Raw genomic sequence first — 22380 nt, 5'->3', positions numbered from 1 at the left:
CCGGGTCAGTCCTCCCTGGCACCCTGCACGTGGACAACGGTCTTCAGCTCCTGCAACACCAGCCCCGAGGCGTGGTCGTACAGCGTGAACCGGACGTCGTGGGCGCCCGGCCCGGGGGCGGCCAGGGTGAAACGCGTGGGAGCGCCTCCGGAGTCGTACTCGGCCGTGGCCGGGTCGACCGTGGTCGCCGTGGGACAGCTGACGGCCACCACCAGCCGCGGCGGCACAGCCGCCGTCGTACCGTCCTCCCGCTCCAGCCCGACCTCGATCGTGACCGGCCGCCCGGCCGTCACGTCGTCCGTGAGCAGCGTCAGCCGGGCCCGCCAGGCCGGCCGCGCGGTGCGCAGCCGCCAGCGGAGCTCCGCCGTGTCGGGGTGGTCCGGGCCGAACGTCCGCTCCCAGCGCGCGAGCAGTTCCTCGTGCGACGGCGCCGAGTCCGGGTCGTCGGCCTCCAGACAGGCGAAGGCCAGCTCGGCCAGGCTCTCCAGGGTGTCCGGATGGTCCGGGCCGAACATCCGGGCCCGCCCGGCGTGCACGGCCTTCAGCAGAGCCACGGCGGCCGCGGGATCGCCCGCGTCGGAGAGGGTGTGGGCGAGCTGCGTCGCCAGGGTGGGGAGGAAGCCGCCGAAGCGATCGGCGAACAACTCGACGAGCACGCCCAGGCGGAGGGCCTCGTCGTCGTACTCCTCATCCTCCTCCGCCGGTCCACCGGTCGAGGCCGGCTCGCCTTCCCGCGCGGCTGCCTGATGATGGACACGGACGACGTCGTCGACCGTTTCCGGATAATCCAGCCGAGCCCGCAACAGCGCGGTGCGGCGCAGCAGGTCCCGCAGCACCTCCAGCGCCTGCTCCGGCTCGTCCGCCTGGGCCAGGGCGTGCGCCAGCACCGGCAGCACTTCCAGGGTGCGCCGGTGGTTCGGGCCGAAGAGCTCGGTGGCATCGTCGACCAGGTTCCGCGCCCACCGCACCGCGTCGTCCGCCGGACCGGTGTCCGCCGTCAGCCAGGCAAGGTTGCCGCGCACCCAGAACGTCGTCTCGTGTTCCTCGGGGAGGACGTCCTCGCACTGCTTCAGCAGCTCCTCGAAGACCGCGGCCGCGCGATGGGGGTCGCCCGCCTCCCAGCAGGCGTGTCCCAGGAGATTGCGGCAGCCGAGGGTATCGGGGTGCTGCGGGCCCCGCGTGCGGTTGCTGTCGTCGACCAGCGCCATGGCGTCCCGTACGCTCAGCACGCGCTGACCGGCCTGGAGCCGCGCCCAGATCAGGCTCCGGCGCGCGGCATGGACCGAGCTGTGGTCGGGACCGTGTATCCGGGCGCGGTCGTCCACGAGCGATGCCCGCAGTCGCACCTCGTGCGCGACCTGACCCGCCGTGCTGTACGCGGCGGCGAGGGTGGCGCGCGCGGTGAGCGTCCTGGGGTGGTCCGCGCCCAGGACCCGGGTGGCATCGGCGACCACGCTCGCGGCGGTCGCGACGGCCCGGCCGGCGGTGGACGACCCCAGCCAGACCCAGGCGATGGTGCGCCGAAGGGCGAAGGTGTCGGGATGATCGGGACCGAGCAACCGCTCGTGGTCCCGCAGCAACACGTCCAGGTCCCGCAGCGCTCCCGCACGGTCCCTGGTGTGCTCCCGCCAGCGGGCCAGCATGGTGCGGTCGTCGAAGTCCCGCGGACTGTCGGCCCCGTGGAACCGGGCGAGATCGTTCACCAGGTCCTGGCCGAGCGCGACCGCCCGGTCGTGATCGCCCTGCTCGGCGAAGGCCGTCGCCAGCAGGTACCTGGTCGCCAACGTCTCGCCGTGATCCGCCCCATGGAAGCTGGTCCGGTCCTCCACCAGTCCTTCGAACGCGACGATCGCCCGCCGGTACGCGCCGGACCACATCCAGGCGTACGCCTGCCACGAGCGCGCGTTCAGAGTGCTGACGTGGTCCCGGCCCCGCACCCGCGAGCAGTCGGCGACCAACTGGCCGGCGAGTTGGGCGGCGCGGCTGTAGTCGCCCGACGCACAGTGCGCGCTGACCAGATCGAAGCGCACGTCGAGCACCTGCGGGTGGTGGGGCCCGAACAGACGCCTGCGCCCGTCGAGCACGGACTCCAGCGTGCTGAGAGACAACTGGTGCCGTCCGGCCGCCTTCTGCACCAGGCCCAGATCCCGCCGGGCGCGCAGCGTGCGCGGATGATCGGCCCCCCAGATGCGGGTCCACGCCTCGACGGCTTCCTCGTACAGGGCGACGGCCCGGTCGTGCCGCTCGGCGGCCGAGCAGGCGTCCGCCAGGTTCTCCAGCGTGAGCAGCGTGTCCGGGGCGTCGTCGCCCAGCAGCCGGCGGTGGTCGGCGAGCAGTTCCGTGAACCCCGCGATCGCGCCCTCGTGGTCGCCGGCGCCCAGCCGGGCCAGCGCCAGGCCGTTGCGGGAGTTCAGCGTCGCCTGCGCATCCGCGCCCAGGACCCTGGTCCGGGCCTCGACCAGTTCCTCGTAGACCGAGATGGCGCGTTGATGCTGTCCCGCCGAGCGGAAGACCCAGGCACACCAGCTGCTGGCCTCCAGCGTGTCCGGATGGTTGGCGCCCTGCACACGGGTCCGGTCGGCGAGGAGCGCGTCGAACACCTCGCCCGCCCGGCCGTACTCACCGGCCGAGCGGTAGGCCGCGCCCAGCCACGACCGCATGCCGAACGTCAAGGGGTGATCAGGGCCGTGGACCCGCTCATAGACCTCCACGAGCCCGCCGTACAACTCCAGCCCCCGCGCGTAGCGCTCCTCCTCGACGAACACCTGGGCCAGGGAGTGGCGGATCGACAGGACGCGCGGATGGTCGTGGCCCAGCAGGGGTTCCATGTCCTGGAGCAGGTTCTCCAGTTCCGCGACCGCGCTCGGGTGGTCGCCCGCCCACTGCCGGGTGCGGGCCAGGGACTCGCGAGTGGCGAACACATCGGGGTGCTCGGGGCCGAGGACCCGGGTGCGGTCCCGCAGCAGCTCCTCGAACACCTCGATGGCGGCCGGCAGATCAGAGGCCTCGCGCAGGGCGTAGGCCAGATGGGCGCGCGCGGTGAGGGCCGCAGGATGATCGCCGCCCTGTTCGCGGGCGCGGTCCGCGACGAGTGCCCGGCGCTCGCGGACCGAGCGGGCGTGGTCCCCCATGAGCTGCCGGGTGTAGGCCAGCGCTTCCCGCGCGCGCAGCGTGTCCGGGTGGTCCGGGCCCCGCACCCGCGCGTAGTCGGCAATCACCGCTTCGTAACCCGCGACCGCCCGGACGTAGTCGGCCCGCTCCCGATGAGCCTCCGCGATGTCGTCGCGGTAGTCGAGGGTCGCTGGATGGTCCGGCCCCTGGATACGGGCGCTGTCCGCCGCCAGCGACTCGAACTCCGGCAGCGCCGCGTCCGGTCCGTGCGCCTCGGCCAGCTCGTACGCCAGGTCCTTGCGGCTGCGCAACGTATCGGGATGGTCCGGGCCCTGCACGCGCTCCCGGGCGGCGACCACCTCCCGGTACAGGGCCACCGCCCGGCGCGGATCGCCCGCGGCGGAGTGCGCGGCGGCCAGCCAGCCGCGGCTGGTGAGCGTGTCGGGATGGTCGGGGCCGTGCTCGCGCCGCCGGTCCTCGACCGCCTGCTCGTACAGGGCCAGCGCGGTGCGGTGGTCACCGGCCTCACGGTGGGCGTAGGCGAGGTTGGTACGACTGGCGAGCGTGTCCCGGTGCCCCGCCCCCAGGAGACGCTCCCGGTCGGCGACGACCGCCGCGAACTCCTCCACGGCGGCCTGGTACCGGCCCGCGGTCTGGAGCGCGTAGGCCAGGTCGTTGCGGCTGCCGAGCGTGTCCGGGTGCTGCTCGCCCTGGATCCGGCGGCGGTCCGCGACGACGGCCGTGAGCTCGTCGACCGCCCGCATCACATCGCCCGCCTTGCGGTGCGCGTACGCCAACCGCTGCCGGGCGGCCAGTGTCTCCACGGCGTCCGGGCCGCACCGCTGGCGCCGGTCGAGGTAGACGTTCTGGCACAGCCGGACCGCCCGCGCCGGATCGCCGGCCTTCGCGTGCAGCTCCGCCAGGCGGTCGCGGTGGTCGAGCGTGGTGTCGTCGTCTACGCCGAGCAGCGCCTCGCTGCCCTCGACGGCCCGCGTCATGAGCGGGATCGCCAGGACGTGTTGCTCCCGCGCCACCAGCTCGTCGGCGCCCCGCCGGTACATCTCGACCGCCTCGGCGGCAGGTTCCGCGGCCGGTCCGGTCTCCGCGAGCGCCTGGACGTGGATCAGCAGCCGCCGTACGCGCTCGGCCGGGGCGCCGGACAGCTCCGCCGCCAGCGCCCGCTCGGCGAGGTCCCGCGCCTCGGGCACCTCGGGCGGCTCGGCGTGCCGCAGCGTCTGCTGCACGAGGCGGTGCAGGGTGAGGCCCTCGGGGCCGGACGTGATCAGGTGGTAGTCCCGGAGCGCGTCGAGCGCCTCCTCGACCTCGCGCTCGGGCCGGCCCAGATGCCGCAGCACCTCGCGGGGCGTCGCCTCCGGGGCGTACCAGGCCAGCGTGTACAGCAGCGGAACGGCCAAGGGACGACGGGACCGGATGGACTCCAGGCTCGTGCGCCAGATCTGGGCGATCGTACGGCCCGAGCGGCCCGCCCCGTCGTTGAGTACGGCGTCCGGGACGCGGGCCAGCTTCGCCTGGTAGGCCGCGAAGCCGATGCCGGTCTCCCGGAGGTAGGCGCCCGCCTGCGTGAGCGCCAGGGGCAGATGCCCGAGGTTCTCGGCGAGCCGCGCGGCCTGCTCCCGTTCGGCGGCGGTGCGGTCGCCCCCGCGGCCGGCCGTCGCGCACAGCAGGTCGACGGCCTCCCCGTGGTCCAGCACGTCCAGGCTGACCAGGCGGGCCCCCTCGGGCCAGCCGGTGCGGCAGCGGCTCGTGACCAACTGGTGGCCACGGTCGATGAGTCGGCCCAAAAACGGGGTGAGGTGCTCGGGCCGCTCCACGTTGTCGTACACCAGCAGCCAGCCGGAATGCGCCTCCAGCCAGGCCAGCGCCCACTCGGTGCGTTCCTTGGCGGGGGCCCCGCGGGCCCAGTCCGGGTGGAGGCGCAGGGCCAGCTCGCCGAACCCCGAGGCGATCTGCTCCTCGCTCTCGGCGGTGATCCACCACACGAGCCGGTACTCGTCGCTCTGGTGTGCGTAGCGCAGCGCCAGGGCGGTCTTGCCGATCCCTCCGAGACCGCTCACCGCGGTCGCGACCGTCTGCGTGACGACTCCGCCGCCGGACAGCAGGGAGGCGCGTAAGCGGCCCAGGTCGTCGATGCGCCCGACGAAGGGCGCCGACGGCAGCAAGGGAAGGTTGTCCAGCCGGGCGGGCGGGTCGATCGCCAGGGCGGCGGCCTTCGCCGCTTCCGGCAGCACCGTGGTGTGCTCTTCGGTGTGCGGATTGCCGCCCGGGCGGAAACGGCCGACGGCCTGCCCCGGCACAGCCAGGTCACGCTCGAGGACGGCAGCCCCGGCGGCCCGCGACTCCTCGGAGATGATCATGACTCCCCCGTGCCGATCACCCGCACCGTCTCCGGTACGTCCTCCGCCCGCGACGCTGGAGGAATATGCAACTGTACTGGGGCGAAAAGGAGTTGTCACCGGTGTGGGGCGGCGACGCGGACGTCGGCCACCCCACGGGTGCCACAGCGCTCGGGCGTCAGAGCCGCTCGGGTGTCCGGATGCCCAGCAGGGCCATGCCCTGGTGCAGCGTGCGGGCCGTGATGTCGCAGAGGAACAGGCGGTTCTCGATCTGCTCCGGCGACTCGGCCTTCAGGACCGGGCACTTGTCGTAGAACGTCGTGTACAGCGACGCCAGCTGGTACAGGTACGCCGTCATCTTGTGCGGGGCGTACTCCGCCGCCGCCTCCGCCACCGTCGCCGCGAACGAGTCCGCGTGCAGGCCCAGCGCGCGCTCCGCCTCGTGCAGATCCAGCTCGGGGTGCGCGGCGGGGCGCGCCTCGCCGGCCTTGCGCAGGATCGACTGGATACGGGCGTAGGCGTACTGGAGGTAGACCGACGTGTCGCCGTTCAGCGAGACCATCTGGTCGAGGTCGAACTTGTAGTCGCGGTTCGCCGACGTCGACAGGTCCGCGTACTTCACCGCGCCGATGCCGACCTGGGTGCCCCGCTCGGCGATCTCCTCCTCGGAGAGGTCCTGGGCCTTCTCCCGGACCACCGCCGACGCGCGGTCGATCGCCTCGTCCAGCAGGTCGACCAGGCGGACCGTCTCGCCCTCACGGGTCTTGAACGGCTTGCCGTCCTTGCCGAGGACCGTGCCGAAGGCGAGCTGCACCGCCTTGACGTCCTCGTTCAGCCAGCCCGCCCGGCGGGCCGTCTCGAAGACCATCTTGAAGTGCAGCGACTGGCGGGCGTCCACGACGTACAGCAGCGTGTCCGCCTTGATGTTGAAGACACGGTCGCGGATCGCCGACAGGTCGGTCGCCGCGTAGCCGTAGCCGCCGTCCGACTTCTGCACGATCAGCGGGACCGGCTTGCCGTCCGGGCCCTTGATGTCGTCGAAGAAGACACAGAGCGCGCCCTCGGAGCGGACCGCGACGCCCGACTCCTCCAGCAGGCGGCAGGTCTCCGCGAGCATGTCGTTGTAGCCGGACTCGCCGACGATGTCCGGGTCCCGGATCTCCATGTCCAGCTTCTCGAAGACGGAGAAGAAGTAGATCTTCGACTCGTCCACGAACTTCTGCCACATGGCCAGCGTCTGCGGATCGCCCGCCTGGAGGTCCACCACCCGGCGCCGGGCCCGCGTCTTGAACTCCTCGTCGGAGTCGAAGAACTTGCGCGCGGCCTTGTAGAGGCGGTCCAGGTTCGACATCGCCTGCTCGCCGGAGGCCTGGAGGTCCCCGCCGTCCTGGTGGTCCAGCTCGTGCGGGTGCTCCTCCAGGTACTGGATGAGCATGCCGAACTGGGTGCCCCAGTCGCCGATGTGGTGGCGCCGGACCACCGTCTCGCCGGTGAACTCCAGCAGCTGCACCACCGAGTCGCCGATCACCGCGGAGCGCAGGTGACCGACGTGCATCTCCTTCGCCACGTTCGGCTGGGCGTAGTCGATCACCGTGGTGCCCGGGTGCTCGGTGCGCGGCACGCCGAGGCGGCCGGTGTCGTCCGCGTAGCGCGCGGCGAGGTTCTCCGTGATCGCCCGGTCGGTGATCGTGATGTTCAGGAAGCCGGGGCCGGAGACCTCCACGTCCTTGATCACGTCACCCGACTCGACCCGCGAGACGACCTGCGTCGCCAGCTCCCGCGGGTTCGCCTTCTCCTTCTTCGCGAGGGCCAGGATCCCGTTGGCCTGGAAGTCGGCCCGGTCGCTTCGTCGCAGCAGCGGGTCCGCGGAGCCGGCCTGCGGCAGAGCCGCCGACAGGGCCGCCGCGAGGCGCTGGTGGACGGAGTCGCTGAGGGACGTGACCGAGGCCATAGGTAAGGGTGCCGTTCTCCTCGAGGGAATGGATAGACACGGCCAGTATCCCATGGGGGTAAAGCCGTTTTTCCGGGCGCGAGGGGGTCTGGGACAATGGTGCGGTCAGCCGTGCGACCGTACCGGCTGCCCGATGCAGAAAGAAGGACGTGCCGATCGTGGCTCAGAGCACCGAGACCACCGACTGGGTCTCCCGTTTCGCGGATGAGGTCATCGAGGAGTCGGAGCGTCGGGCCCCGGGCAAACCGGTCGTCGTCGCGTCCGGCCTCTCGCCGTCCGGCCCCATCCACCTCGGGAACCTGCGCGAGGTCATGACCCCGCACCTCGTCGCCGACGAGATCCGCCGCCGGGGGTACCAGGTGCGGCACCTGATCTCCTGGGACGACTACGACCGGTACCGGAAGGTGCCCCAGGGCATCGCCGGGGTCGACGAGGAGGCCTGGAAGGAGCACATCGGCAAGCCGCTGACGTCCGTCCCGGCGCCGAAGGGCTCCTCCCACCCCAACTGGGCCGAGCACTTCAAGGCCGCGATGGTCGAGTCGCTGGCCGAGCTGGGCGTGGAGTTCGACGGGATCAGCCAGACCGCGCAGTACACCTCCGGCGTGTACCGCGAGCAGATCCTGCACGCGATGAAGCACCGCGGCGACATCGACGCGATCCTCGCCCAGTACCGGACGAAGAAGGCCCCGGCCAAGAAGCAGCAGGCGCAGAAGCCCCTCGACGAGGCCGAGCTCGAGGCCGCCGAGGGCTCCGGCGCGGCCGGCGAGGACGACGGCAGCTCCGGCTCCGCCGGGTACTTCCCGTACAAGCCGTACTGCGGCAACTGCGAGAAGGACCTCACGACCGTCACGTCCTACGACGACGACTCCACCGAGCTGACGTACGCCTGCACCGCCTGCGGCTTCTCCGAGACGGTCCGGCTGAGCGAGTTCAACCGCGGCAAGCTGGTCTGGAAGGTCGACTGGCCGATGCGGTGGGCGTACGAAGGGGTCGTGTTCGAGCCGAGCGGCGTCGACCACTCGTCGCCCGGGTCGTCGTACCAGGTCGGCGGGCAGATCGTCGGGATCTTCGGCGGGAAGCAGCCCATCGGGCCGATGTACGCCTTCGTGGGTATCTCCGGGATGGCCAAGATGTCGTCCTCGCGGGGCGGCGTCCCCACCCCCGCCGACGCCCTGAAGATCATGGAGCCGCAGCTCCTGCGCTGGCTCTACGCCCGGCGCAGGCCCAACCAGTCCTTCAAGGTCGCCTTCGACCAGGAGATCCAGCGGCTCTACGACGAGTGGGACCGGCTGGACGCCAAGGTCGCCGACGGCAGCGCCCTGCCGGCCGACGTCGCCGCGCACTCGCGTGCGGTGCGTACGGCCGCCGGTGAGCTGCCGCGGACGGCCCGGCCGCTGCCGTACCGGACGCTGGCGTCCGTCGCGGACATCACCGCCGGGCACGAGGACCAGGCGCTGCGGATCCTGAGCGAGCTCGACCCGGAGCAGCCGCTGACCTCGCTCGACGAGGCCCGGCCGCGGTACGACAAGGCCGAGGCCTGGATCAACACGCACGTGCCGGCCGAACAGCGGACGATCGTGCGGGACGAGCCCGACGCCGAGCTGCTGAAGTCGCTCGACGAGGCGTCCCAGCAGTCGCTGCGGCTGCTGCTCGACGGACTCGCCGAGCACTGGTCGCTCGACGGGCTGACGCACCTGGTGTACGGCGTGCCCAAGGTGCAGGCCGGGTTCTCGGCGGACGCGACGCCCAAGGAGCTGCCGGCCGAGATCAAGACGGCTCAGCGGGCGTTCTTCGCGCTGCTCTACCACCTGCTGGTGGGGCGGGACACGGGACCGCGGCTGCCGACGCTGCTGCTGGCGGTGGGGCAGGAGCGGGTGCGGGCCCTGCTCGGGGAGTAGCCGCCGGTGTTGAAGAAGGGGCCCTGTTCGCAGGGCCCCTTCTTCATGCGATGTGCTCTTCTTCCAGTTCCTTGTAGTGACGGCTGCTGAAGCGGTCGACCATGCGCTTGGCTTCCGTGGTGTCGATGCGGATGCCGTATTCCGCTTCCAGGTTGTCGATGAGCTGGTTCGGGGTCGGGTAGCTGCCGTTGATCGACTGCTTGAAGACCTGGTAGTAGGACTCCTCGTCCGGCTCGGGCGCGGGGGGCGTGCCGCCGCCGTCGCCCAGCTCCCGGGTGCGGTTCGGGCCCACCGGGATGGGGAAGCTGCCGGTGTCCTCCGGGGTGGGTTCCTGCTCGTACTGGGTCTGGTACTGCTCGGCCTCTTGCTGTTCCGCGATCCACTGGGCGTACTGCTCGGGGTCGTAGGCCGGGTCGTAGCCGCCCTGGTACTCGACCTCGCGCTGCGCGTTGAACCAAGGGCTCTGGTCTGGTCCGGGTTCGTATGCGGGGTGCTCTGCGTGGGGGTTGCTGTCGAGTTCCAGGCGCTGCTCGCCGGGAGGTGCCGCTCTCTGTGGGACGGGCGCCGCCCCAGCGGCACGATTGCCCGCAGCTGGGCTGGCCGGCGCGTCCAGCTCCGGCTGTGGCGGCGGGGGGATCAGGGCCGGTTCTATGCCTGCCGCTGCCAGGCCCGCCGGAGCTGTCTCTGCCAGCGGCACCCCGTACCTGGCCAGCCGCAGCGGCATCAGGGACTCCACCGGGGCCTTCCTGCGCCACGCCCGTCCGAAGCGGGAACGCAGCCGGGCCTGGTAGACGAGACGTTCCTGCTCCAGCTTGATGACCTGGTCGTAGGAGCGGAGCTCCCAGAGCTTCATGCGGCGCCAGAGGAGGAACGTCGGGACGGGGGAGAGCAGCCAGCGGGTGAGGCGGACGCCCTCCATGTGCTTGTCCGCCGTGATGTCGGCGATCCGGCCGATCGCGTGCCGGGCCGCCTCGACCGCGACCACGAACAGGATCGGGATCACCGCGTGCATGCCGACACCGAGCGGATCCGGCCACGCCGCGGCGCCGTTGAAGGCGATCGTCGCCGCTGTCAGGAGCCAGGCCGTCTGGCGCAGCAGCGGGAAGGGGATCCTGATCCAGGTGAGGAGCAGGTCCAGGGCCAGCAGGACGCAGATGCCCGCGTCGATGCCGATCGGGAAGACGTAGGAGAAGTTCCCGAAGCCCTTTTTCAGGGCCAACTCGCGGACGGCCGCGTACGAACCGGCGAAGCCGATTCCGGCGATGATCACGGCGCCGGCCACGACCACACCGATGAGAACGCGGTGCATCCGAGTCAGCTGCAGTGGCGCGGCCACCCGTACTCCCCTCCCCTTGCGTGTTGTTGCGCGCAACAGGGTGGCACATGTGTGCGGAGGACGGGTGGCCGGTTCCGGTCGGGGATGTTCAGCTCTTCGCCGCGGGCTTCTTGGACGGCGACTCCGAGGCTTCCTTCGCGGGCTCCTCGGACGCGTCCTTGGAGGCCGACTTCGACGGGGACTTGGACGGCGACTTGGACGGGGCGCCGCTCGCCTTGCCGCCGCCCGCGCCGTTCGCGTCGGACACCGCCGCCACCGCCTCCTTGGCGGCCTTCTTCGCGTCCTTCATCAGGTCGTCGGCGCTCGGGCTCTTGTCGCCGGCCAGGCCCGCGCCGTTGTAGTCGAGGGTGACGACGACGTTCTCGACGCGTGCCACGACCGTCTGCTGCTTGAAGGTGCCTTCCTTCTTCTTCAGTTCGTAGCGCACGGCCGTCGCCTCGTCGCCGGTCCCCGGCACCGGCTCCGACTTGGTGCTCTTGGCGCCCTCCACGGCCTGGGCGTCCTGGACCTGCTTCTCGAAGTACTCCTGGGCCTGCTTGTCGGCCGGGCCGCGGGTGACGTCCGACTCGAAGCGCAGCATCGACACGTTCAGCCAGCGGAACTGCGAGCCCTTGACGCCGTTGTTGTCGAGGCTGTTCCAGGAGCAGTTGGCGCGGGCCGAGATGTCGTCCGACTTGCCCTCCTTGCCGGACTTGCTCTCCGGGACGAGGTCCTTCAGCGTCTTCTTCGACAGCGTCTTGCAGGCCTCCGGAAGCTTGCCGTACGCCGCCGCCTGCACGGTCGGCGACGGGCTCGCGGACGCCGAGGCGGCGGCCTTGGCGGCCTTGTCCGTGCTGTCGCCGGAGCCGGAGTCCGAGGAGCAGCCGGCGGCGACCAGCACCACGGGGACGGCGGCCGCGCAGACAAGGACGCGGTGGAGTCGCTTCGCTCGCTGATTGCGCTGGTCTCGCTGTGCTCGTAGCTGCATGGTTCCTTCACTCATGACGCTCGTGGTTCCTGCGGTCGGAACGGGTCCGAGTGGTCACCGTACGCGGTGAGGCAGCCGTGTGTTCTTCCTTCGGGTGCTTTGCGGGTGCGCGTGAAGGGGGCGTGAAGGGGCCTCAGTCGCTCAGCGAATCGGCCAGCTGCGAGGCCAGTTTCCGGGCCCTGTCCTGCATTTCCTTGCTGTCCGGGACGACGCCGACGGTGGCCGGCTGCTCGGCGTACTCGATGGTCACGATGACGTTGGACGTGCGGAATGCCACAGTCACCGTCCGCTGCTTGGCGGTCGAACCGGAGCTGTTCAGCTCGTCGTCGAGGAAGGCCTCGTCGCCGACGTCCTCCAGGACGCGGGGCTGGAGCTCGGTCGGGGTGGCGGAGGCGGACGCCGAGGGTGACGAGGTGCCGGACGGGGAGGGGGTGCCGCTCGCAGTGGTGGCGGCACCGCCGGCCGGGGTGCTGCCCGGGGTCACCGACTCGGTGGCGGTCGGCTCCGGCAGGTGGGCCGCCGCCTCCTTCTCCGCGAAGAGCTGCTCGGCCTGGCTGTCGTCGCTGACCGCGTTGTCGTAGGAGACGACCCGTTCGAAGTCGACGAGCAGATGGTCGGTGGCCTGCTGCGCGTCGACCTTCCACTGGCAGCCGACCTTGCGGTCGGTGTCGTACGTGACCGTCGCCTGGCCCTCGTACGCCTTCTCGCGCTGGTCCTCGTCGGTGATCTGCCGGATGCCCGGCAGGAGTTCGTCGAGGGAACCGTCGCTCACCGCGCCGCAGGGCTCGGGCAGCGTGCGGTACCGGCCCGGCTCGGCGGCGGCCGAAGCAGTGCCCGTGTCGCCCGGGTTGGAGTCGTCCGTCGGGCCGCCGTCGCCGGAGCCGCCGGTGCAGCCGGCCAGCAGGGCCGCGAGGAGCGCGGCGATACCTGGTGCGTACGCCTTCCGTTGCACGTGGTGGCTCCTCTCGACGCGGATATTGGCTTGCCGCCGCGGGGCGGCCGATGAACACAATGTGTATCGCACGCACTGCCGTGGACGCCGGTCCGGTTTCCCTTTCGTCGACCTTGGCTCCGGTATTTGCTGTTGAAGACCTTTACTCGTTCACGGGGGATTGAGGACGCTATGTCGTATGTAGAGATACCTGGTGCGAAAGTGCCGATCCGGATGTGGACCGACCCGGCCGCGGTCGAGGGCTCCGCACTCCAGCAGCTCCGGAACGTCGCCACGCTGCCTTGGATCAAGGGCCTGGCCGTCATGCCGGACGTGCACTACGGCAAGGGTGCGACGGTGGGCTCGGTCATCGCCATGAAGGGTGCGGTGTGCCCGGCGGCGGTGGGCGTCGACATCGGCTGCGGAATGTCCGCGGTGAAGACCTCCCTGACGGCGAACGACCTGCCCGGGGACCTGTCGCGGCTGCGGTCGCGGATCGAGCAGGTGATCCCGGTGGGGCGGGGGATGCACGACGATCCCGTCGACCCGGGGCGGCTGCACGGCTTCGGTACGGCCGGGTGGGAGGACTTCTGGGGGCGGTTCGACGGGGTGGCGGAGGCGGTCAAGTTCCGTCAGGAACGTGCCGGAAAGCAGATAGGAACGCTCGGCGGAGGAAACCATTTTGTCGAGGTCTGCACAGATACGACTGGTTCTGTCTGGCTGATGTTGCACTCCGGTTCCCGCAACATCGGCAAGGAACTGGCCGAGCACCACATCGGCGTGGCCCAGAAGCTCCCGCACAACCAGGGCCTGGTCGACCGCGACCTCGCCGTCTTCGTCGCGGACACCCCGCAGATGGCGGCGTACCGACACGATCTGTACTGGGCGCAGGAGTACGCGAAGTACAACCGCTCGATCATGATGGCGCTCCTGAAGGACGTGATCCGCAAGGAGTTCAAGAAGGCCAAGCCGGTCTTCGAGCCGGAGATCAGCGCGCACCACAACTATGTGGCCGAGGAACGCTACGACGGGATGGACCTGCTCGTGACCCGCAAGGGCGCGATCCGGGCCGGCTCGGGCGAGTACGGGATCATCCCCGGTTCCATGGGCACGGGTTCGTACATCGTGAAGGGCCTCGGGAACGACAAGTCCTTCAACTCCGCGTCGCACGGCGCGGGCCGGCGCATGAGCCGCAACGCGGCCAAGCGCCGGTACTCGACGAAGGACCTGGAGGAGCAGACGCGGGGCGTGGAGTGCCGCAAGGACTCCGGCGTCGTGGACGAGATCCCGGGCGCCTACAAGCCGATCGAGCAGGTCATCGACCAGCAGCGGGACCTGGTGGAGGTCGTGGCGAAGCTGAAGCAGGTCGTCTGTGTGAAGGGTTGACCGCTCCTACTTCGGCGCGTGCATCACCGCGTAGATCATGACGAACGCCACGATGTGGATGCCGAAGAGGAAGTAGGCGAGCCACCACCACATGTGGCGTTCGTTCTTCGTCTCCTGGGCGAGGCGCCGCGCTTCCCGTTCCCGGTCGGCGTCGGGCATCACAGTTCCCGGTGGACCTTCGTGTTGGAGGCCTGGGCGCGGGGGCGGAGGACGACGAGGTCGACGTTGACGTGGCTGGGGCGGGTGACCGCCCAGGTGATGGTGTCGGCCACGTCGTCGGCCGTGAGGGGCTCGGCGACACCTTCGTAGACCTTTTCCGCCTTCTCCTTGTCGCCGGAGAAGCGGGTCAGGGCGAACTCGTCCGTCTTGACCATGCCGGGGGCGATCTCGATGACGCGGACCGGCCGGCCGACGATCTCCAGGCGCAGCGTCTCGGCGAGGACGTGCGCGCCGTGCTTGGCGGCGACGTAGCCCGCGCCGCCTTCGTAGGTGCCGTGGCCCGCGGTGGAGGAGACGACCACGACCGTCCCGTCGCCGCTCGCGATCAGCTTGGGCAGCAGGGCCTGGGTGAGGTTGAGCGTGCCGATGACGTTCGTCTCGTACATCTGGCGCCAGTCGGCCGGGTCACCGGTCGCGACCGGGTCGGCGCCGAGCGCGCCGCCCGCGTTGTTGACCAGCACGCCGATCGTCTTGAAGGCCGTGGCGAACTCGTCGACCGCCGCGCGGTCGGTGACGTCGAGGGCGTACGCCGTGGCCTGGTGACCCGCCTTGGTGATCTCCTCCGCCAGCGCCTCGATGCGGTCCTTGCGGCGGGCGGTGAGGACGACGCGGTAGCCCGCGGCGGCGAGCTGCCGGGCCGTGGCGGCGCCGATTCCGCTGCTCGCACCGGTGACGACGGCGATGCGGGAGGCTGCGGACGGGGCGGCGGTGGCCATGGGAGCTCCTCGGACGTGGTGTGCGGGGTCGGGCCGGCGTCGGCCCAGGGCTTCCGGCCAGGATAGGCGGGCCCGGCGGTGGGAGAATGAGGGCGGGTGATCCCCTGGCACCACCGGAGGTGGATCATGGGCGAGGCACGTGAGGTCATGGACCGGCTCACCGACGCGGTCACCACGCACGCCGATCTGAAGGTCATCAGCGAGCTGTACGCCGAGGACGCGGTCGCCTTCACCCCCGACGAGGGCGAGCTGCGCGGGCGCGACAGCATCGTCGAGTACTGGCGGACGATGACGGAGGCGATCCCCGAGGCGACGTTCCGGTCGCTGCACTCCTACGAGGTCGGTGACACGGCCATCGACGAGGGGATCTTCAGCGGTCGGAACACCGGGCCGCTGGAGCTGCCCAACGGCGAGACGCTGCCCCCGACGCAGAAGGAGATCAGGATCCGCGGGGTGGACATCGCCACCGTGCGGGACGGCCGGATCGTCGACTACCGCCTGTACTTCGACGAGATGGACTTCCTGGGGCAGCTGGGGCTGCTGCCCGACGAGCCGTTCTGAGGCCCCGGCCGGGGCCGGGAGGCCGATCAGTTTCCTCGCGGGGCGTACATGATCACCGCCATGCCCGCGAGGCAGACCAGTGCGCCCGTGACGTCCCAGCGGTCCGGGCGGTAGCCGTCAGCGACCACGCCCCACAGGATCGAACCGGCGACGAAGATCCCGCCGTACGCGGCGAGGACGCGGCCGAAGTGGGCGTCGGGCTGGAACGTCGCGACGAAGCCGTACGCGCCGAGCGCGAGGACGCCGCCGGCCGCCCACAGCCAGCCCCTGCTCTCGCGCACGCCCTGCCAGACCAGCCAGGCGCCGCCGATCTCCAGCAGGGCGGCGAGGACGAAGAGGGCGGCGGAACGCACGATCTGCATGCGGGCAGCTTCGCACGCCGGGGTGTGGCACTCGCTCGGCACAGTCCGCCCCGCAGGTATGGTTGAAGGGTAAACAACCTGGAGGGTGAGCGATCATGCAGTTCGGGATCTTCAGCGTCGGCGACGTCACGCCCGACCCGACCACCGGCCGCACGCCGACCGAACGCGAGCGCATCAAGGCGATGGTCGCCATCGCGCTCAAGGCCGAGGAGGCCGGCCTCGACGTCTTCGCCACCGGTGAGCACCACAACCCGCCGTTCGTGCCGTCGTCCCCGACCACCATGCTCGGCCACATCGCCGCCCGCACCGAGCGGCTGATCCTCTCCACCGCCACCACCCTCATCACCACCAACGACCCGGTGAAGATCGCCGAGGACTTCGCGATGCTCCAGCACCTGGCCGACGGCCGGGTGGACCTGATGCTGGGCCGCGGCAACACCGCGCCCGTCTACCCCTGGTTCGGGCAGGACATCCGGCAGGGCATCCCGCTCGCGATCGAGAACTACGCCCTCCTCCACCGGCTGTGGCGCGAGGAGGCCGTCGACTGGGAGGGGAAGTTCCGTACGCCGTTGCAGGGCTTCACCGCCACGCCCCGCCCGCTGGACGGCGTACCGCCGTTCGTCTGGCACGGGTCGATCCGCTCGCCGGAGATCGCCGAGCAGGCCGCGTACTACGGCGACGGCTTCTTCCACAACAACATCTTCTGGCCGGCCGAGCACACCAGGCGCATGGTCGAGCTGTACCGGACCCGGTACGCGCACCACGGGCACGGCACGCCCGAGCAGGCGATCGTCGGGCTGGGCGGGCACGTGTTCATGCGGCGGAACTCGCAGGACGCCGTGCGCGAGTTCCGGCCGTACTTCGACGTCGCACCGGTGTACGGGCACGGGCCGTCGCTGGAGGACTTCATGGCGCAGACGCCGCTGACCGTCGGCTCCCCGCAGCAGGTCGTCGAGAAGACGCTGGCCTTCCGGGAGTACGCCGGCGACTACCAGCGCCAGCTGTTCCTGGTCGACCACGCCGGGCTGCCGCTGAAGACCGTGCTGGAGCAGATCGACCTGCTGGGCGAGGAGGTCGTACCGGTGCTGCGCAAGGAGTTCGCCGTGGGCCGCCCGGCGGACGTCCCGGACGCGCCGACGCACGCGGCCCGGCTCGCCGGGACCCGAGGGTGAGAGGACGGTAGGCCCCCGGGCCGCGGTTGCGTGACCCCTGGTGAGAGGGCAGTAAGAAGGACGCTCCGGCGCAGCTCATCCGACCCCGTAGGCCCGGCGCCGGGGCACACTGGACGCGTGTCCCAAACAGTGCTGCTCGCCGAAGACGACCGCGCCATCCGCAACGCCCTGGAGCGCGCCCTGACCCTGGAGGGTTACCAGGTCATGGCGGTCGCCGACGGTGTCGAGGCACTGGCGCAGGCCCACCGCAACCGTCCGGACGTCCTCGTCCTGGACGTGATGATGCCCGGCATCGACGGGCTCCAGGTGTGCCGCGTGCTGCGCGCCGAGGGCGACCGGACGCCGATCCTGATGCTGACCGCCCTCGTGGAGACCGCCGACCGGATCGCCGGCCTGGACGCGGGCGCCGACGACTACGTGGTGAAGCCCTTCCACGTGGAGGAGGTCTTCGCCCGGCTGCGCGCCCTGCTGCGCCGCACCAGCCCGGTGGGCGCCGGGAGCACACCGGCGGCCGAGGCGCCCAAGCCGCTCCCGGAGCGGTTCATCGAGGCGGCCGGCATCCGCATGGACCCCCAGGCGCGCCGGGCCTGGCGGGGCGCGCGCGAGCTGGAGCTGACCCGCACCGAGTTCGAACTGCTGGAGCTGCTGGTCCGCAACGCGGGCATCGTCCTCGACCACTCGACGATCTACGACCGCATCTGGGGCTACGACTTCGGCCCCGGCTCGAAGAACCTCGCCGTCTACGTCGGCTATCTGCGCCGCAAGCTCGACGAGCCGGACGCGCCCCTGCTGATCCACACGGTGCGTGGCGTGGGTTACGTGCTGCGGGAGGACTGAGTGAGCCGCCTCCGCCGGCTGGTGGGCGGGCGGCGGCCGAAGCTGGTCTCGCTGCGCACCACGTTCGCGGTGTCGTTCGCGGCGGTGACGGCGGCCGTGACGATCCTGGTCGGCATCCTGTCGTACAGCGCTGCCGCCCGGCTCGTGCGGGTGGACCAGCAGACCGTGTTCGCCGAGGTCGTGCAGGACCTGCGCGACGAGGTGCGGCAGAACCGCATGACGCCCGGCGACTTCTCGTCCGCCGCGCCGGGCCACGACCTCGTCCGGCCCGCCCGTACCGATGTGCAGGTGCTCGGCCCGGACGGCCATGTCGTCGACCCGGGCAGCCCCGGGCTGCCGGTCACCGGCGCCGACGTACGGATCGCCGGGGCTGCGACGTCCGGGCGGGTGGCCGAGCACAAGGACGTCGACGTGGGCAACGACGTCTACCGCGTCGCGACCGTCTCCCTCGGCGGCGGCCGGGGCGCGGTGCAGGTCGCGCAGGAGTTCAGCGACGTCGAGGACCTGCTGCGGGCGCTCCAGCGGCGGACGCTCCTGCTGATGGCCGCCGTCGTGATCGCCGCCGGCCTGTTCGGCTGGTGGCTGGCCCGGCGGATCACGCGCCGCCTGGTCGTCCTGACCGACGCCGCCGAGGACGTCGCCCGCACCCGCCGGCTCGGCATCCAGGTGCCCGTCGCCGGTCACGACGAGGTGGGCCGGCTGGGCCGGGCCTTCGACCGCATGCTGGGGCGGCTCGCCCAGTCCGAGGAGGACCAGCGCCGCCTGGTCCAGGACGCGGGCCATGAGCTCCGTACGCCCTTGACCTCCCTGCGTACGAACATCTCCCTGCTCCGCCGGATCGACGAACTCCCGCCCGGGTCCCGCGAGGAACTGGTCGCCGATCTGGGCCAGGAGGCCCGGGAGCTGACCGACCTGGTCAACGAGCTCGTCGACCTCGCGGCCGGGCAGTCCGACACCGAGCCGCCGCAGCGGGTGAACGTCGCCGACATCGCGGAGGAGGTGGCGGGCCTCGCCCGGCGCCGCAGCGGCCGGCGGATCCTGCTCCGTGCGAGCGGCGACACCACCACCGACGGACGGCCCGGGATGCTGACCCGGGCGCTGTCCAACCTGGTCGAGAACGCGGTGAAGTTCGACCAGGCCGGCACGGCCCCCGTCGAGATCGTCGTCGCCGGGCCCGCCCGGCCGGGCACGATCCGCGTCGAGGTCCTCGACCGCGGCCCCGGCATCGCCGACAAGGACCTCGACCGCGTCTTCGACCGCTTCTACCGCGCCGCCGACGCCCGCTCCCTGCCGGGCTCCGGACTGGGCCTGTCCATCGTCCGGGAGGTGGCACTCGCGCACGGTGGAGCGCCGTTCGCGTTCCGGCGGGAAGGGGGCGGGACGGTGATCGGGTTCACGGTGGGCGGGGGACTCGACTGACACCGGCGGGCTCCGTGTGAGGCGTCCGGCCACCTTCGCCGAGGCCGGTGGGACAACGTTTGCAAGCCAGGGGCGTGCCATGCCGAAGCAGATGCATTACGTGGGAGTAATCGCTGCCCATTCGCGTCGCATCCGCATGAAAGCGCTGTCACATCGGCGGGTCGGAGAGCGAATTCCTGTGTTACCGTCCGCCCATGCCTCCAGCTCAACGGCACCCCACGATGGCCGACGTCGCGGAACGGGCCGGGGTCTCCACATCCACCGTCTCGCGCACGCTGCGCGGCCTGTCCACGGTCTCGCCGGAGGTGCGGGCCCGCGTCGAGAAGGCCGCGCGCGAGCTGAACTTCGCCGTGTCCCGGCAGGCCGCAAGCCTCGTCACGGGCCGGACCGGGACGGTGGCGGTGCTGGTCCCGACGCTCAACTCCTGGTTCATGGGAGCCGCCCTGTCCAGCCTGGCCCCGCTGCTGCGGGCGGCCGGCATGCAGCTGAACGTCTACGAGATCCCCGACCTGGCCGAGCGCACCGCGTTCTTCGAGCACCTCCCGGCACGCCGCAACGCCGACGCGCTCCTGGTGTTCTCCTTCGACCTCACCGACGAGGAGACCGCGCGGCTGGACGACCTCGACATGCCGGTGATCTACGTCAGCCAGCACGTCCAGGGACGGCCCAGCGTCTACGTCGACGACGTGGCCGGCGCCCTGCACGGCACCCGGCACCTGCTCAACCTCGGCCACCGCCGGATCGCCTTCGTCCAGACCGCGGGCGCGAGCGGCTTCTCCTTCAGCTCCGACGAACGGCTGCTGGGCTACCAGCAGGCGCTGACCGAAGCGGGGGTCCCGCTCGACGACGACCTGGTGGTGTCCACGCGGGTCGGTGACAAGCGTGCCGCCGCCGAGGTGCTCGGCATGCTGCTCAGCCTGCGCGAGCCGCCCACCGCCGTCTTCGCCGAGCAGGACGAGCTCGCCGTCGCCCTCATCTGGAACCTGCGCAGGACGCAGGTCGCCGTACCCGAGCGGATCTCCGTCCTCGGCTTCGACGACCAGCCGCTGGCCGACTGGTTCGACCTGTCCACGGTCGCCCAGTCACCGTCGGACATGGGCCGGGAGGCCGGGGAGCTGGCCCTGAAGCTCATCGACGACCCCGAGGCGGATCACGTGCGGCACGTCGTGCTGCCGACGTATGTGATCCCGCGGGCGACGACCGCGCCGGTGGCCCGGTCCCGGGCCCGGGACGAGGGGGAGCGGACCGGCGGGCCGGCACCCGGGGAGTGAGGTGACGCGGGGCGGGGGCGCGTGCGGCACGCGCCGCCGGGAGACCCGCGTCAGGCCTCTGCGAGGGCGAAGAAGTGCATCGGGGAGTTCGCCTCGAAGCCGATGCGCGGATACACGGGCGCGCCCGCGGCGGTGGCGTGCAGGGTCGCCCGGGTCAGCCCGGTGGCCCGGCCACCCTCGTACAGGGCCTTCCGCGTCACGGCCTCTCCGTATCCCCGGCGCTCCCACGCCGGATCGGTGGCGACGAGCAGCACGAAGAGGCGGCCGTCGGCCTCGACGGTGGCGGCGCAGGTCACGGGGGTGCCGTCGGCGCGCACGCCCAGGTAGGCGTGCACCTGGCTCTTCCAGATCGAGGAGCGGCCGAGACCGTCACGGCCGTCCTCCAACGGGAAGCCGTAGGCACGCGAGTTGATGTCGGCGAAGGCCCGCAGCTGCTCGTCGGTGGTCACGCGTACGAACGTCAGGTCGGGGTGGGCGGGTTCGGGAAGGGGCAGCAGATTCCCCGCCATGCCCGTACCGGGAAAGGCGTGCACGAGCCCGGCTCGCTCGGCGGCGTCCCCCAGCCCCGCGCGCGCCTCGTCGTCCAGCAGATCCTCGAAGACCCACAGAAAACCGGGGCACTTCTTCGACCGCATGATCTCCGCGACCTCGTTCAGCCGCTGCTTCAGCAGCCCGGCGGTGGTGCCGGGTTCGGTCAGCGTGACGCAGTTCCAGAAGGCGAACCGGCAGTCGGCCCAGCGGACGGCGATCCCCGGCAGATCGCGGACGTCCGCCTGCGGATCCCGGTCGAGCACCATGACCCGCCACACGGTGGCGAGCTGCTCCATCGATTCGATCGAGTCCGCGAGATCGCGCATGAGTTCCCCCCAGGTCGGCGACACGGCACGGGAGTCGCCCGCGCCCAGTACACGTACTGCCCTCCCCGGGGCTGCCTCATCCTTCTTCTGGATCCTTCGGGGCGTCATGACTCAAGTCCGCTCACAGGCGCCGTAGATCGCGTGCTCCGCGCCGGTGGCAAGGGCCCAGTACCGGTCGCCGTACGACCAGTGCCACCATTCCGTCGGGTAGTTGACCAGGCCCGCGGCCGTCAGCGCGTCGCCGAGGAGCCGCCGGTTGCCGCGTGCTGCGGGCGGGACGTCGGGGGCGTGCGTATAGCAGGCGCCGTCGCTCTCCTCCGGATTGGCGTTCACCCGCGTCCCCATGTCGAGTTCCCGCCCGTCGGCGGACATGAGGGTCAGGTCGACCGCCGCGCCGGCACTGTGGGGAGCTATCTCCGGCGGTGACACGTAGCGGCTCGCGGCGTCACGCACCCGTTCCGCCGACCAGTCGGGGTGGTCCGCCCGCAGTGCGCCGGAGTACCGCTCGAAGTAGAGACGCTGGAGGGCGGACGGCCGGTACCCCTCGACGAACAACAGACGAACGCCGTCCGGCAGCAACTCCTGAGCTTTCAGAAGGCGGGACAGGACCCCCTCCCGCAGGTGCGCCTAGGCGCCCGCCCCGTCTTCCCTCCGTGGGTCGACGGCAATGGACTTCCCCGCCCTGACGTCGAGCAGCTCTTCACCGCAGTCGACGACGGGGACTGCCGCGACTCTGGGATCTGACATCAGCACGATCTCGGTCATGCGCTGATCATGACGCAGCGTCGCCCCACGCAGACGACCCGTTCGGGGGTGACCTTTCCGGAGGCGGCGAGTCGGAGGGCGTCGGGGATGTGGGCGCGTACGTTGTCACGGGCTGTGCCAGGGCGTCGAGCTCGTCGAGGAGTCCGCGGACGCGGCGTTCGATTTCATCGCGGATGGGGCGGACGTCGGCAGCGGTTTTGTCGGCGGGGTCGTCGAGGTTCCAGTCGAGGTACCGCTTACCCGGGGGGGCAGTCGTGCGATTCCACG

Annotated in this window: 16 protein-coding genes and 2 pseudogenes; 7 read left to right on the top strand and 11 right to left on the bottom strand. The window is 71.3% G+C overall.

The window, feature by feature from the left end; translation table 11 throughout:
• Window positions 1-5 precede the first annotated feature (5 nt).
• Both fxsT and argS read right to left on the bottom strand, forming a co-directional pair.
• A complete protein-coding gene (fxsT, locus tag GTY47_RS28405; protein WP_010043484.1) occupies window positions 6-5486 on the bottom strand; it encodes an FxSxx-COOH system tetratricopeptide repeat protein in 5481 nt (1826 codons plus the stop codon).
• 157 nt (window positions 5487-5643) lie between these two features.
• The gene (gene argS, locus GTY47_RS28400; RefSeq protein WP_010043481.1) at window positions 5644-7416 is read right to left on the bottom strand and encodes an arginine--tRNA ligase; all 1773 of its coding nucleotides are present in this window, start codon (window positions 7414-7416) and stop codon (window positions 5644-5646) included.
• 149 nt (window positions 7417-7565) lie between these two features.
• Here argS and lysS point away from each other — a divergent pair, with 149 nt between their 5' ends.
• On the top strand, window positions 7566-9314 hold the full coding sequence (gene lysS, locus GTY47_RS28395) for a lysine--tRNA ligase (RefSeq protein WP_010043478.1): 1749 nt from the start codon (window positions 7566-7568) through the stop codon (window positions 9312-9314).
• A gap of 43 nt (window positions 9315-9357) precedes the next feature.
• On the opposite strand, the gene GTY47_RS28390 is transcribed toward lysS, so the two are convergent.
• The 3 genes from GTY47_RS28390 to GTY47_RS28380 form a co-directional block, all read right to left on the bottom strand.
• Window positions 9358-10623: a DUF2637 domain-containing protein gene (locus tag GTY47_RS28390; protein ID WP_029181423.1), complete on the bottom strand. Its 1266-nt coding sequence runs from the start codon at window positions 10621-10623 to the stop codon at window positions 9358-9360.
• 115 nt (window positions 10624-10738) lie between these two features.
• A complete protein-coding gene (locus GTY47_RS28385) occupies window positions 10739-11632 on the bottom strand; it encodes a DUF3558 family protein (protein WP_029181422.1) in 894 nt (297 codons plus the stop codon).
• A gap of 118 nt (window positions 11633-11750) precedes the next feature.
• Window positions 11751-12569 (bottom strand): hypothetical protein, encoded by an 819-nt coding sequence (locus GTY47_RS28380; RefSeq protein WP_010043472.1) that lies wholly within the window; start codon window positions 12567-12569, stop codon window positions 11751-11753.
• 171 nt (window positions 12570-12740) lie between these two features.
• On the opposite strand from GTY47_RS28380, the gene GTY47_RS28375 reads away from it, so the two are divergent.
• Entirely contained in the window at window positions 12741-13934 is a 1194-nt protein-coding gene (locus GTY47_RS28375; RefSeq protein ID WP_010043470.1) for an RtcB family protein, read from the top strand.
• A gap of 6 nt (window positions 13935-13940) precedes the next feature.
• Here the strand turns inward: GTY47_RS28375 and GTY47_RS40460 are convergent, their stop codons facing one another.
• Window positions 13941-14093, bottom strand: coding sequence for a hypothetical protein (locus GTY47_RS40460; protein ID WP_010043468.1), 153 nt, complete (start codon window positions 14091-14093; stop codon window positions 13941-13943).
• The gene (locus tag GTY47_RS28370) at window positions 14093-14869 is read right to left on the bottom strand and encodes an SDR family NAD(P)-dependent oxidoreductase (protein WP_010043466.1); all 777 of its coding nucleotides are present in this window, start codon (window positions 14867-14869) and stop codon (window positions 14093-14095) included. Before GTY47_RS28370 ends, GTY47_RS40460 begins: the two co-directional genes overlap by 1 nt.
• 126 nt (window positions 14870-14995) lie before the next feature.
• Between GTY47_RS28370 and GTY47_RS28365 the strand changes: the two genes are divergently transcribed.
• Window positions 14996-15430 carry a nuclear transport factor 2 family protein gene (locus tag GTY47_RS28365; protein WP_010043464.1) on the top strand — a complete coding sequence of 145 codons (435 nt, stop codon included), beginning with the start codon at window positions 14996-14998 and terminating at the stop codon, window positions 15428-15430.
• Between the two features lie 26 nt (window positions 15431-15456).
• On the opposite strand, the gene GTY47_RS28360 is transcribed toward GTY47_RS28365, so the two are convergent.
• Entirely contained in the window at window positions 15457-15792 is a 336-nt protein-coding gene (locus tag GTY47_RS28360) for a YnfA family protein (protein ID WP_010043463.1), read from the bottom strand.
• Between the two features lie 95 nt (window positions 15793-15887).
• Between GTY47_RS28360 and GTY47_RS28355 the strand changes: the two genes are divergently transcribed.
• The 4 genes from GTY47_RS28355 to GTY47_RS28340 all read left to right on the top strand — a co-directional run bounded on the left by GTY47_RS28355 (window position 15888) and on the right by GTY47_RS28340 (window position 20491).
• The gene (locus GTY47_RS28355; RefSeq protein WP_010043461.1) at window positions 15888-16964 is read left to right on the top strand and encodes an LLM class flavin-dependent oxidoreductase; all 1077 of its coding nucleotides are present in this window, start codon (window positions 15888-15890) and stop codon (window positions 16962-16964) included.
• Window positions 16965-17081: 117 nt separating this feature from the next.
• Entirely contained in the window at window positions 17082-17801 is a 720-nt protein-coding gene (locus GTY47_RS28350; RefSeq protein WP_078602905.1) for a response regulator transcription factor, read from the top strand.
• Window positions 17802-19220: a HAMP domain-containing sensor histidine kinase gene (locus tag GTY47_RS28345; RefSeq protein ID WP_010043451.1), complete on the top strand. Its 1419-nt coding sequence runs from the start codon at window positions 17802-17804 to the stop codon at window positions 19218-19220.
• Window positions 19221-19414: 194 nt separating this feature from the next.
• Window positions 19415-20491, top strand: a complete 1077-nt coding sequence (locus GTY47_RS28340) for a LacI family DNA-binding transcriptional regulator (protein WP_231911138.1) — start codon at window positions 19415-19417, stop codon at window positions 20489-20491.
• A 50-nt stretch (window positions 20492-20541) separates the two neighbouring features.
• Here the strand turns inward: GTY47_RS28340 and GTY47_RS28335 are convergent, their stop codons facing one another.
• The 3 genes and pseudogenes from GTY47_RS28335 to GTY47_RS41280 form a co-directional block, all read right to left on the bottom strand.
• Window positions 20542-21348: a GNAT family N-acetyltransferase gene (locus GTY47_RS28335; protein WP_010043447.1), complete on the bottom strand. Its 807-nt coding sequence runs from the start codon at window positions 21346-21348 to the stop codon at window positions 20542-20544.
• Between the two features lie 111 nt (window positions 21349-21459).
• Window positions 21460-22113 (bottom strand): annotated as a pseudogene (locus tag GTY47_RS28330) (M15 family metallopeptidase).
• 127 nt (window positions 22114-22240) lie between these two features.
• Window positions 22241-22357 (bottom strand): annotated as a pseudogene (locus tag GTY47_RS41280) (arsenate reductase ArsC); the annotation flags it as partial.
• Between the last annotated feature and the right edge of the window lie 23 nt (window positions 22358-22380).

The sequence above is a fragment of the Streptomyces sp. SID5464 genome (genome assembly GCF_009862985.1).
In the GTDB taxonomy this organism is placed as follows: Bacteria; Actinomycetota; Actinomycetes; order Streptomycetales; family Streptomycetaceae; genus Streptomyces; species Streptomyces chartreusis_D.
The sequence above is the reverse complement of the archived record's forward strand: the minus strand, read 5'-3'. Positions and strand labels throughout refer to the sequence as shown.